12 protein-coding genes are annotated in these 13,123 nt (G+C 38.7%); 3 read left to right on the forward strand and 9 right to left on the reverse strand.

What is annotated here, in order from left to right; translation table 11 throughout:
- Positions 1-50 precede the first annotated feature (50 nt).
- Complete coding sequence (locus I0Q91_RS09400) at positions 51-992, forward strand: alpha/beta fold hydrolase (protein ID WP_270454247.1); 942 nt, start codon at positions 51-53, stop codon at positions 990-992.
- A gap of 255 nt (positions 993-1,247) precedes the next feature.
- Here I0Q91_RS09400 and I0Q91_RS09405 read toward each other — a convergent pair whose 3' ends face one another.
- Both I0Q91_RS09405 and I0Q91_RS09410 read right to left on the reverse strand, forming a co-directional pair.
- Positions 1,248-2,189, reverse strand: a complete 942-nt coding sequence (locus I0Q91_RS09405; RefSeq protein WP_270454248.1) for a nucleoside recognition domain-containing protein — start codon at positions 2,187-2,189, stop codon at positions 1,248-1,250.
- Positions 2,190-2,289: 100 nt separating this feature from the next.
- Complete coding sequence (locus I0Q91_RS09410; protein ID WP_270454249.1) at positions 2,290-3,966, reverse strand: diguanylate cyclase domain-containing protein; 1,677 nt, start codon at positions 3,964-3,966, stop codon at positions 2,290-2,292.
- A 183-nt stretch (positions 3,967-4,149) separates the two neighbouring features.
- Here I0Q91_RS09410 and I0Q91_RS09415 point away from each other — a divergent pair, with 183 nt between their 5' ends.
- Entirely contained in the window at positions 4,150-4,821 is a 672-nt protein-coding gene (locus I0Q91_RS09415; RefSeq protein ID WP_270454250.1) for a hypothetical protein, read from the forward strand.
- A gap of 175 nt (positions 4,822-4,996) precedes the next feature.
- Positions 4,997-6,217: an ATP-binding protein gene (locus tag I0Q91_RS09420; protein WP_270454252.1), complete on the forward strand. Its 1,221-nt coding sequence runs from the start codon at positions 4,997-4,999 to the stop codon at positions 6,215-6,217.
- Positions 6,218-6,233: 16 nt separating this feature from the next.
- Here I0Q91_RS09420 and I0Q91_RS09425 read toward each other — a convergent pair whose 3' ends face one another.
- From I0Q91_RS09425 to I0Q91_RS09455, 7 genes are all read right to left on the reverse strand, one after another.
- The gene (locus I0Q91_RS09425) at positions 6,234-6,731 is read right to left on the reverse strand and encodes a GNAT family N-acetyltransferase (protein ID WP_270454253.1); all 498 of its coding nucleotides are present in this window, start codon (positions 6,729-6,731) and stop codon (positions 6,234-6,236) included.
- 12 nt (positions 6,732-6,743) lie between these two features.
- On the reverse strand, positions 6,744-9,365 hold the full coding sequence (cphA, locus tag I0Q91_RS09430; RefSeq protein ID WP_270454254.1) for a cyanophycin synthetase: 2,622 nt from the start codon (positions 9,363-9,365) through the stop codon (positions 6,744-6,746).
- A 28-nt stretch (positions 9,366-9,393) separates the two neighbouring features.
- Positions 9,394-10,248, reverse strand: coding sequence for a cyanophycinase (locus tag I0Q91_RS09435; RefSeq protein WP_270454255.1), 855 nt, complete (start codon positions 10,246-10,248; stop codon positions 9,394-9,396).
- Positions 10,249-10,448: 200 nt separating this feature from the next.
- Positions 10,449-10,718, reverse strand: a complete 270-nt coding sequence (locus I0Q91_RS09440) for a hypothetical protein (protein ID WP_270454257.1) — start codon at positions 10,716-10,718, stop codon at positions 10,449-10,451.
- Positions 10,719-10,883: 165 nt separating this feature from the next.
- Positions 10,884-11,321, reverse strand: coding sequence for a rhodanese-like domain-containing protein (locus tag I0Q91_RS09445; protein ID WP_270454258.1), 438 nt, complete (start codon positions 11,319-11,321; stop codon positions 10,884-10,886).
- Positions 11,322-11,654: 333 nt separating this feature from the next.
- Complete coding sequence (locus tag I0Q91_RS09450) at positions 11,655-12,134, reverse strand: nucleoside deaminase (RefSeq protein WP_270454259.1); 480 nt, start codon at positions 12,132-12,134, stop codon at positions 11,655-11,657.
- A gap of 48 nt (positions 12,135-12,182) precedes the next feature.
- The gene (locus I0Q91_RS09455) at positions 12,183-13,118 is read right to left on the reverse strand and encodes an ABC transporter permease (RefSeq protein ID WP_270454260.1); all 936 of its coding nucleotides are present in this window, start codon (positions 13,116-13,118) and stop codon (positions 12,183-12,185) included.
- Positions 13,119-13,123: the final 5 nt, after the last annotated feature.

Here is a 13,123-nt window from a genome sequence, read left to right on the forward strand (position 1 = left end):
TGTCAAGCAATCTAAATTATAAGTGAAAATTTGAAAGGGGAAATTATAATATGAAAGTTTTTAAGAGGTTATTAATTATTGTTCCAGCTATACTGGTTTTGGTGATTGGTTTTGTGGTCTTGAGCAGTTATTTTGAGCATAGAGACCTGATTGCTGAGGAGAAGGAGCTTTATCCGGCTCCAGGTCAGCTAGTTGATGTTGATGATGGCCAGCTACATATTTATGCTGAGGGTGAAGGCGATAATACTCTGGTTTTTATGTCCGGATTAGGAACCAGTTCGCCATTTTATGATTTTAAACCGCTTTTTGATGAGCTGACAGAAGATAATCGGATTGTTGTGATTGAGCGGGCAGGTTATGGCTGGAGTGAGATTACTTCTACTGGCAGGGATTTAGATACTGTGCTGGCTGAAAGCAGGCAGGCCCTGGCAGAGATTGGTGAATCCGGGCCATATACTCTGATTCCCCATTCGCTGGCCGGGATGGAGGCTATCTACTGGGCCCAGTCCTATCCAGGTGAGGTTGAGAGAATTGTTGGCCTTGATCCCTTGATTCCAGAGTATTATGAGCAGGATGAAGATAGAGATAATCCTCTCTCGCCACTGGTTACTTTTCTGGCCAGGTCTGGCCTGATGCGGCAGCAGGAAGGTGTCTGCGAGAATATGCCTGTGATTGAAAAGGGCTATCTAAATGATGAAGAGATGGAGGCTGCCTGTGCTATTTTTATGAGGCGATTGATGACTAAAAATATGTGGGAGGAATACCGGAGTCTTGATGATAATAGTCAGCTCGTCTTAAATGGACCCGGGCTTGAGGTTCCTTTTTATGCCTTTATTTCCGGCCAGGGTGAGGAGTTATGGATTGATACCCTGGAGGATTATGCTGATATGAGCTTTACTCTGGATGCTGGTCATTATATCCATCTTGATGAAACTGAGTTGATCGGAGAAAAGATCACTGAAATCATTGAAACTGATGATATTACCTTTTAGATATTTAATTGCAGGGTTTTTGGGATTTTGCAAAAGGCTGGGCTTTTTAAGGCCTGGAAATAGGATATAATTAAGGTGAGACTGAGGCTAAAGTATAATTGATGGTTAGAAAAAATGTGATTTAGCGGTAATTATTAATAGAGTTAATGTTAATAAAATTTGTTGGAATCGATAATATAAGAGCCAGTGGACTCTGGACTTTCTGACGGAGGTGGTAACTGTCAGGTAAGGGCCAGGTCACTGGCTGTTTTATATTTAAAATATTAGTAAATGGAGAACTCCCCTGAAGATAACGCCGATTACAGCTGCCACCATTGCCGGCCTGACAACTTCTTTGATCCTGGGCCCAGCCGAGATTAATAGAGCCAGGCCAACCGGGTCAAAGGGGTTTAATGTGAAGCCTACAACTCTGTTGAGCTCGGCAACTGTCATTGCTCCTTCCTGCATTAGATCCAGCAGAATTCCTAGCATGGCTGTGCCACCGGCTAGATATTTGGTCGCTATCGGCAGGACGGCGGCTCCTGGGATGCCGATTCTGGTTAAAGCCGGGGCCATCAGGGTTTCCAGAACGTCGATAGCTCCAACCTCCCTTAATACGTTGACCAGAAATATCGCTAAAACTAGAGGTGGGATTGATTTCTTAACGATCTCCAGGCCTTCTGCTCCTCCTTTAAATAGAAGGGGAATTAATCTGAGGTCTTTTTTCTCGGCTTCGGCTTTGATGTTTTTAGTTGCCTCTAGTGCCGCGGTCTGTTCGTCTTCTCCATGGATTTTATAGGCCAGGTAGCCGGCCAGTAATCCGCCCAGAACAGAGGTCAGCATGGCTATCGGTATATTGACACCGACAACTGCCAGCGGAAAGGCGGCATTGGCCTGGGACATTACCAGCACTGCGGCCAGGGTTGCTGCTATTTTTCTGTTTGTAATACTGCCGTCCTGTTCCATTATCTTAAAAGTTGAGATCGGGGCTGCAAAGTTTACGAATAAGATCTGGATCATGGCAAATACACCTAGCCCTGGCAGCCCAAAGATTGCCAGGAGCGGCGATATCTTTTTGGCTATTAGGGCCAGCAGGCCTTTATCTTCTAAAACCCGCATTAATGCCATTAGAACAACTAAGACTGGCAGAAGCAGGTATAGTGCTAGATCGACGGCTGTTTCTCCTGATACGATTATTAAGTCAACGACTGTCTGCAAAATAGGATCCTCCTTGATGATTTATGAGTAATTATTACAATTTCAATTTCTTTTTAAGATAACTGCTACAAAGACGACAATTATGAAGATTATAAGCCATTCAAGCATTGTTATCACTCCTGGCCTGCTCCTTGATATCTCCATAAAACGAATATTGACTTTTGCCAGATTCCTTGGATTGATACATGGCTTCATCGGCTTTATTTGTTAGGGTCTCGACGTCCTGGCCGTCTTCTGGATAAAATGCGACTCCCATGCTGGCTGTAATATCAAAGCTTTTGCCCCCGACTTCAAAGGGTTCCTGAAAGGAGTCAAAGATCTTATCAGAGACAACTTCAGCAGATTGCTTGTTATTGATATCTTTGCATTTAATGATAAATTCATCGCCACCATATCTGGCTACGATATCTTTTTCTCTTAAATTTTCCCGCAATCTTGCTGCAACCAATTTTAAAAGATTGTCTCCCTTTTCATGGCCCAGGGTATCATTAACTTCTTTGAAACCATCAAGGTCTAACATAGCTACCATTATAGACTGTTCCTTCTCTTCTGCTATATTAATTGATTCATTTAACCTGTCAATAAATAGTCTTCTATTTGGTAATCTAGTTAAGCTGTCATGGTTGGCCAGATATTGAAGCTCTTTTGTTCTTCTAGCAACCTTGGCTTCAAGTTCTTCATTAAGTTTTCTTAATTTCTCTTCAGCTTCCACCCGTTCTTTGATATTAGAAAATGTGCAGATAAAACCTAAGTAATCTCCCCAATCATCCTGAAGAGTAGCTATTGAAAAGAGTACAGGGATATCCTGGCCTTCCTTTGTTTCCAGTACTTTATCCTGATACTTTATCATATCCCTTTTATTGGTACCAGAGAAAAATGAATCAATCAGGCTATCATCTTTGATGATCTTATCTATTGGTTCTTCTAAAAGTTCTCTCTTTCTAAAATTCAACTGGTTTAATGTACTCTGATTAACCATCTTAACCATCCCTATATTATCAGTAACTATAAGGCCTTCATTCATAGTCTCCAGGATATCGCCGGCTATTCTATCGGGAGAGAGATCCATTAATTTATATTTTTCTATTGAATAGAGAATTCCTAAAGCCGGGATCAGGATAAATATGATTGAAAGATCTGGATATTGATTATAACCTAAATGAGGCGGAATTATATCGACTGCAGTTCCAATTATAAAAGCAAGCACCAGAGTTTTTAATATCAGTTGGGCCTGTTTCTGTTTCCTGGTAGTTCTGGCATTACGACCCCATCTCCAGAGTAATAGCATTGAGATCAGGATATAAGAAATATAATAAATATAAAATGCCAGGCTCCATTCTGTATGTTCAGCTGAAACGACCCAGCCGATATTTAACTCGACCATTTCATAATAATTAAGCATATATGGGCTAAGGCTAAAATTATAAATCATTAAAGCTGCTGGCAGATATAATAGTATCAGCAACAATTTACTTTTCAAAATGCTTTTATTCTTTGCTAGTATTAATGTGAAATGCAGAAATAGACTGTAAAAACTCAAATAACCTACTGCCCCTATTCGCCTCAAGGACAGGGCAGTTTCAGAGCTATTTGCAGCAAGAGAGAGCCCAAAAGATAGTGCCCAGAGACTTAAGAGTATGGAAATAATAAAGAATAATCTATTTTTAGGAGATTTATTATCTTTTCTGATTACATAGATGCCAAGAGTGAAATATATAATAGTTACAATAAAATAAGCCAGGAACGGTATTAGACGGGCTCTTGAAATGACAGGCACCTCCCCACTCAATAGGCAGTACTTTTTTACCACTTAATATATTATTCTCTATAAAGCAGAAAGTTCCTTCAAAAAAATAGAAACTGCTGGATGGCTCAAATTTAATTTTGTATATCTGTTAACAGACTTTGTTTAAATGCAGGAATATATTAAGAGAATAAACCCATTAAAGGAGTGGTCGAGATGAAAAAATATATTCTGAATTTTAGTTTTATGCTCCTTTTGGTATTGGTCTTCTCTGTTGGAACTATGGCGATCTCCCTTGAATATCTTACAGAATTAAATCCTGCACTGACCTACTATAACCTTGATGACCATTTCGCTCCAAACATGGGCATGCATTTTATTGCCCCAGGACCTCATATGACTGTTGTTCTTGCCGATGATAATACTGTTGTTGCGGTTGAACTGGTGGTTCCAGAAGAGCATGGCTGGCTCCCCTGGTTTGACCAACCTGAAGGAGAACCAACTGAACTTCCCATTGGTATAGCTTACACCCAGCATATTTATTTAGCTGACAGAGCTACTATTATTCCTGGCCAGAGTCCAATGCTTTTTGCCAATTATCCTGATGAACAGTTTAATCTCAGCCAGCTTCATCGCTCAAATCCTGCCCTTGATATGTATAAGTATCTCACAGATTATATTCCTGGACGAGGCAGTCTTTTTGGCCCTGAAGGTCCTGGTTTGGGTATCCTTCTTGATGAAAATGAACAGATTCTTGGCTTTGAATTAGTCTTTCCTGCTGAGGCAGGCTGGTTTGCCTGGTTTGATCAATCTGAAGGCCAACCAGATCCCCATCCAGAGTTAGGAGAGATTTATTCTCAGAGTATCCGTCTTGCAACTGCTGAGTAAATTTTATATTTAATTAAATTAATACTCCCCTGAAGCCAGGTTAGTTGACTTGCAGGGGATTTGTTATTTTATAAAATAAATAGCGTTATAATTTATTATTGAAATATTTTGCATTAAACCTGGATTTCATATAAAATGTTCTTTAACTAACTAATACTCAAAAGGAAGTGGCAGTATGTCAAAACAAATAAATGATAAATTTAAAGAGTTAGACCAGTTAACAGTTTTTCATTCAATTAATAATGATAAAATAATCCAAAAGTTAAAATCCCCGACTGGTCAAGATGGTGGTCAAACTATTAACGCCTTGATCGAGCATTCAGAAAATAACTGCTTGAGCGGTGATCTCTGGCAGAATTATTTAAAAGATCTCATTATAACTGATGAAAATATTTTCACTTTAAGTTGTGAAAAGTATATGATCTCTGAAGATAATAGCCTTTATCAGGCAGCAGCTCATGACTTAAAAATATTAAAAAGGCTGCTCTCCCTTTCTGTTATTGATATCTTTAAAGATTATCCAGGAAATCTTTATTCTCTCGGCTCGAATTATAAGCCTGTCAAAAATGCAGGTAAAAATACATATCGAAAATCTTTAGAGCTATTAAATAGCAGCCTAGAAGAAATTATTAACTATTTAAATAAATATTTTTATGAGCATGGGGCAGGCCTTCTTAACCAATACAGGGCTTTTAGCTGGGATAGCAGAGATAACCTGGTTCCTGTTAATAATCCTGATTCGATCAATTTTAATAATTTAATCGGCTATGAAAGCCAGCAGAAAAAATTAATAGCTAATACCGCAAACTTTATAAATGGTCAAAAAGCCTATAATGTTCTGCTCTATGGGGAAAGCGGTACCGGTAAATCATCATCTGTTAAGGCTGCACTGAATAAATTTGCTGGCCAGGGGTTGCGCCTGATAGAAATCAATAGTGATCAGATCAAGGAACTCCCTGGAATTCTAGACTACTTAAGCCAGCGAGGTAGCTATTTCATTATCTTTATGGATGACCTCTCTTTTGAAGAATTTGAGACTGAATATAAGCATCTAAAGGCAATTATGGAAGGCGGGATTGAGGCCAGGCCTAAAAATGTTCTCTTTTATGCGACCAGTAATCGCCGTCATCTCATCCAGGAGAAATGGGAAAGCAGGGAAGAGATTCACCAGAATGATATGATTAACGAACGGCTTTCTCTTTCTGAGCGGTTCGGCCTGACTATCTTATTTAACTCCCCAGATCAAGAGGAATACCTTGAGATCGTTAAAGGCCTGGCCAGCCAAAAGGAGCTTGAAATCGATGATGCTGTTCTGGAAGAGAAAGCCCTCAAATGGCAGATGTGGCACAATGGCCAGTCTGGTAGAACAGCCAGGCAGTTTATTGATTCATTATAAAATTAAATAAATTGCATTAACTAAAAAATTTTCGATAAAAATTCTTGCCATCTTCATCAAGGTCATTAGTCCTGATAAAACCGGCCCTCTCCCAGAAACGCTCATTAATATGATTAGTTGGAGTCAGTTCAATATAGCTGGCTCCTTCTTTTGCAATCTGATTTTCAGCCATTCTGTATGCCTTCTTGCCATAGCCTGAATTTCGCTTATCAGGGCAGATATAAAATTCTGCCAGCAACGATTTACCATCCTCATCAAAATAAGTGCAGTACATCATAAAACCTATTGTTTCTTGTTGCAATTTGAAAAATAATAATTTAAGTGGATTCTTCTCTCTTCTATTTAATCTTTCTATCATATTTTTATATTCATCAGAGAAGAAATAATTTTTATCTAATTCTTCACCCCTGGTGGCATTTTCGGCCAGCTCATTAATATAATCTTTAAATAGTGTCCAGAATTTATCCAGCTCAAATGCTGTTTCTACTTCTTTCATTTTAAGAGTATTATTCATATTCTTTCTCCTTTAATTTGATTGTGTTTCTTCTTCAAATTTATTTTTGGCTGCCAGCACATCACTAATAACCTGATCTATATTATCTGCCTGCAGAACAATTACATCATCTGCTTTAGCCATGCCCAGGGCAACCTGAGTTGCTTCTTGCTCATTAAAGATAATATCTATTCTCTCATCCTTAAAACCACCATCCAGGAGGCCCTGGCGAACCAATTCTGCTGTTTCGCCTAATTTTCTACTTCTGGGATCTGGATCTGAGATAATTATATGATCATAATACTGAGCTAGTGTATAGCCAAATTCAATGATATCTTCTTCCCTGCGGTTGCCTGTGCCTGAAGCCATCCTGATTATTCTATTTGAGCCCAGACTATTAATAAAGTCGCCAGTAGCTTTTATCGCCCCAATATTATGGCCATAATCGATAACGACTTTGTAATCTTCAATCTCTATAATATTCATTCTGCCAGGGGATTGACCAAGGGATGCACTAAAACTAACCAGGCCTGCTCTGATTTGTTTGGCATTTAAGCCTAATGCAGAGACGGCTGCCACAGCAGACAGCACATTTTTAATATTAAAGATAGCTTTACCGGTAAAGGTTATAGGAATCTCGGCAGCACTGGCAACTACTGATTCCCAGCCCTCTTTTTTAATAACTATATTACCATTTTGAAGGATAACATTCATATTGCCCTTATCCAGGTTTTCCTTTAGGGCAGGGTTCTCTGGATTAATCGAAAATAGTATTGGGTTGGCCCTGGTATTTTCCAAACAGTCAAGAACCAATTGATCATCGGCATTTATGACTGCATGGCCCTCAGATTTTACTGCTTCAATAACTGTGGACTTAAGTCGAGCCAGGTCTTCTAATGTATTTATTTCGCCTTCGCCAAGATGATCAGAGCTAATATTAAGCAATACTCCAACATCTGCCCGGGAATAACCTAAACCCCGGCGCAAGATACCGCCTCGAGCCACTTCCAGGACAGCATGATCAATAGTTGCATCTGTTAAAACAGCTTTAGCCCCGGCTGGCCCGCTAAAATCTCCCTCAAGTACTGGAATATTATCAATAACAACTGCATCAGTAGATGTCATGCCAACAACATTTCCGCTTAGACCAAGGATATGGGCAATTAGCCTGACAGTAGTAGTTTTACCATTGGTACCAGTTACAGCAACAATCGGTACCGGTTGATAGGCTCCAGGTGGGAATAACATATCCACCACTGGAACTGCAACATTAATAGGCTGACCCTTAGTTGGATCTAGATGCATTCTAAAGCCTGGAGCAGCATTAACTTCAACTACTCCTCCGATATTCTTCTGGAGTGGTTCCTGTAATGTCGGAGCTACAATATCAATACCGATAACGTCCAGGCCAATTATCCTGGTAATCCTCTCTGCCATCAGTTTAACTAATGGATGAACATTCTCAGTCACATTTACAGCAGTTCCTCCAGAACTGAGGTTAGCTGTTGATTTAATATATAACTTCTCCCCTGCAGGCAATATAGTCTCCAGTGATAAATCATTAATTACCAGTAGCCTTTTCGTCATGGTATCTATTATTATTTTGGTCAGGTTCTTCTCATGGCCAACTCCTCGTTTAGGGTCGTTATTAACTTCCTCTATTAACTGTTGAACTGTTGAGTTGCCATCGCCAATTACAAAGGCAGGCTCTCTTTTAGCCGCTGCCACAAATCTGCCATTAATCACCAGGATCCGAAAATCTGTGCCTACTAGAAGCTTCTCTATCAAAACATCTTCACAAACCTTTTTAGCCATCTGATAGGCTGCTGCAAGCTCTTCTTCACCTTGAATATCAATACTAATTCCCCGGCCATGATTGCCGACTAGAGGTTTAACAACTACTGGATAGCCTAATTGATTAGCAGCTGTTTTAGCTTCAGCAAAATCGCTAACTGAAATGCCTTCAGGCACAGGTATTCCTTTCTCAGCTAACATCTGTTTAGTATATTCCTTATTATCAGCAATTTCAACACCTAATGCTGAGGTACTGTCCATCATTGTAGCCTGAATCCGCCGCTGGTAGCGACCATGACCTAGCTGGACATAGCTATATTCATTCAACCTGATATGAGGAATTCCTCGACGTCTGGCTTCATCAACAATGGCCTCAGTGGAAGGGCCGAGTAGACTATCATCTCTAATTTTCTTTAACTGATAAACTAGAGGCTCGATTTTAGAAGTTTCTCCCTGAAATAATTTATCTACAATATTTATTGCAAACTGGCCAGCCTGCAGGCCGACATTTTCATCGACATAGCTATAGACAACATTATAGACCGTTTTTTCTTCTGTACTAAAAGTTTTTCCAAAGGAGACATCATTATCAGCCAACCCTTGAAGCTCAATAGCAACATGCTCAACTACATGAGCTGCCCAGGTTCCTCGTTCAATTCGTTCAAAGAAACCTCCAGGCCTTCCTGGAGAACAGCTATGCTCATAAAGAGAAGGCATCATATCTTCTAATTTAGATCTAAAGCCTGGCACCAGATCTGTCGGTTTCTCTTCCAGACTACCGATATCCAGTTTTATAAAGATTACTGGCCAGAGACTATATAAATTTGGGCCTCGCAAGGCCCTGATCTCAAGTATTCTCATTTTAATCCCCCATTCTCAAACAGGTGATTCAACTTAAATCTCCTGGGTGCAGATATTTTCTTGCACTTAAATCATAACCATAGCCATTGGAAATTGTATGAACAATCATATTCTCCATTCCAATTGCTTCATCATATCTAATATTAGCCACATTTGAATACTTTAAATCCTGCCCATCAAAAATCACGATCACACCGGTCCCTATTGCTTTAATAATGTGACCTTTTTCAATAATAATCCCGGCATCTTCCCCTAAACCTATACCTAAATTTGTTGGGTTAATACTTAAAACCTGCATCAACCGACTAAATCTTCCTCGTTCAACGAAATGGGTATCGAGAATTACATTATCTATTAAACCAAGACCATCTCCAAGGTTAACTGTTCCCTTCTGATGTGCATCACTACTATCTCCTCCATAGATCATGGTTCTAGACATAGCTGCTGCACCTGCACTGGTACCGGCTATAATACAGAATTCTTCCAGATATCTCCTTTTGATTTCTTCAATGATTGGAGACCCGGCAAGAATACTGGTAATTCTTAGTTGGTCTCCGCCAGTAAAAAAGATTATATCGGCAGTTTTAATCCTATCAAGAAATTCAGGCCTGGAAGCAGTTTCCCTGCTATCAATATTAAGAATACCTACAGATATTTCTTCCTCCTGAGAGAAAGCAGCAATATATTCTTCTCCTGTTTCTTGAGGAAAGTTTGTAGCTGTCGTAATAACCTCAATCTTAGGAACATCGGTATTAACAAGAGAAACCAGAGTAGATAAAATCTCCAGATCATCCTCTTTATCCTCTCTTCCTCCAATGGCCACTAGTAAGCCTTTAGGCAAATACTCATTATTTTTTAATAACATATTATTTAATATTATCACTTCTCACCTCCATATGATTCCAAACCAGCGAGTTTATAATTATTAAATTTTATTAATGTAATTCAACTATACTCTTTTATTCCATAATTATCAAGTTATATTTGTTAACAACCAGCCTGCATTGATCGAATAGCATAAATATCATTATTAGGTTGCAAAATAAAAAACCTGCAGTACCATTACTGCAGGCATAATTTGCTTTATTTAGTTAGATCTTCAGGCATTTCTTTTCCAGTCATCTTAAAGTATTCTGGATCTTTGCGATCCCATTGACTGATGGTCACTTGTCTGCTTTTAACAGAGATTTCTATTCTATAACCCTCTTCAGTCCAGAGACAGTACTTTGTCCGACTGATCACTCCACGCCCGACATCATAATCAATATCATTCCAGCTAATTTTCTTCTGGCTGGCTGATAACGACTTCTGCAATTTCTTGACCTGCTCCTTGCTAATCGGTTCAGTTCTCATAATCATCCTCCTATCTATTTATTTTACTGATATCTAATTAATAAGCTTTATACTTACATTAATATAAAATACCTTTCTGTTAAGAATTTTTGATATTTTAATATTAAAAAAGAGCCTGATTTCGCCTCAGGCCCCTGGATATTAAATATTATTAATTAATCTTTGTTATGGCATTTCTACTTCAAATTCGAAGGTTTCCCAGGCATTAAAGCCGCCGGCAAGGTTGATTGGCTTATAACCCATATCCTGGAGTAATACAGCAGCTATAACTGAACGAGCACCAGACTGACAGGCAACAATGAATTCCTGATCAGGATCTTCTACGAAATCGCCAATGCGGAAGAATAGGATTCCAAAGTTAACATATTCTGAACCTGGAATAAAACCTTCATTACGTTCTGCAGTTGAACGGACATCAAGGATAATATACTCTTCGCCATCATCCATTGCAGCTTTAAGTTCTCTAACTCCCATTTCTCTCTCGAGATCTTCTGAAAGTTCTTCTACAAGATCGCCACCGCTTAAAACATCAGCGGATACATTTAAACTTAAGCCCATAACCAGCATAACAGCTAAGATACCAACAAAAAGTTTTCTCTTCATAAAAATTTCCCCCTTAAAATTTTAGTAAATATGTTCTTGACAACTACTATTATTATAACCTATTAGTAGAATTTTCACAAGTGTTTTTTGAAATTTTACTGGGGACTATTTTTATTGAAATATCATAAATCATATGACTTTAATCCAGTTAATTAATATACTCTATACTAAAATATCTATCCTAAAACAACATTTATATCCTAATTATTTGTGGGTTGTGTGATAACAATAACTACAGATTTATACATATCAATTTAATTTACTAACTTTAGATAATATTATTTTAAGCCAGTAAAAAGCTAGCTGGCACAAGAAAATAATAAGTATTAAGCATTAAAAAAAATCCTTATAAACTCTTGCAATCTCTTCTTTCATACTGTTAATTGGACCGATAACCTCTATCTCTTTCTGGCCTCTAGCAAAAATCTCCCGGCATGGCAGATCAAAAGTTGGATTTTGCTCATCATTACCTGTTATATCAAGGAGTTCTTTCTCTGAGAGGCCAAAAACTACTCTGCCTACATTGCCCCAGTAAATAGATCCAGAACACATTGCGCAGGGTTCGACTGTTGTATATAAGGAGCAGTTCCAGAGAAATTCTTTATCATACTGTTTAGAGGCATTAACCATTAACTGGGTCTCGGCATGGCCAGTACAGTTAGATTCAGTTATCTCAATATTCTCCTGTTCTAAAATTATTTTGCCGTTACTGTCAACCAGTACTGCTCCAAATGGCATGTTGCCATTATTAACAGCTGACCTTGCAAGTTCAATGCATCTACGCAAGTAATATTTATGGTCTTTCATATTCATTAATTTAGACCTCTCCTCATAATAAAGTATTCAGCAATAAGTTACTTATTAACCTTTAAACTCACGGTCATAGGGAACTGTAAGTGCTGTTGGTTCAGCGAATTTCTTATGGGATAATGCAAGCACTACTATTATTAAAACATAGGGAAATACAACAGTTACTTCATAGGGAAAGGCAATACCTGATATCTGAAACCAGCGCTGAAAGCCATTTGCTATACTAAATAACATGGCCCCTTTAAGAATCCCAAATGGTTTCCATCTGCCAAAATATACTAAAGCAATGGCAATAAAACCTCTACCGGCTACTAAATCACTGGCAAACATATTGGCCTGGGCAACTGAAAGATATGCTCCTGCCAGTCCGGCCAGCATACTACCTAAAATAACACATTGATATCTAATTTTAGTAACATTTATCCCCATTGTATCTGCAGCCCTTGGGGTAGAACCGACTGCCCTAACCTTTAGTCCCCAGGGGGTTTTATAAAGAACATACCAGGATACAGGTACCAGCAAGAAGGCCAGATAAACTAAAATATTATGGGAAAATAGAATTCGACCTATATAAGGCAGGTCAGTCAGTCCGGAAATATTTAAATTTTGTAGACCAGGGATACTCTGAACTCCACCAACAAATAATCTAAATAGGGTACCGGCAACCCCCCAGCCGAACATGTAAAGTCCAATACCGCTAATTCCCTGTTTGGCTTTCAATGTAACACTTACAAATGCCATTAATAATCCCATTAATCCACCAACGATTATAGCCAGAATAATACCTAACAGGATATTTTCATGGGCCCAGGCAAAATAAAATGCAACAAATGCTCCTAACATCATAATTCCCTCGACGCCAAGGTTTAAAACTCCTGATTTTTGAGAGAACATCTCGCCGATAGCAGCAAATATATATGGAGCTGAAACTGCAACTGCAACAGTTAATATTCTTATAGCTAATTGTAAATAGGCTGAAACGTCCATAGCTT

The sequence above is a fragment of the Halonatronomonas betaini genome (genome assembly GCF_015666175.1).
Lineage (GTDB): Bacteria > Bacillota > Halanaerobiia > Halanaerobiales > Halarsenatibacteraceae > Halonatronomonas > Halonatronomonas betaini.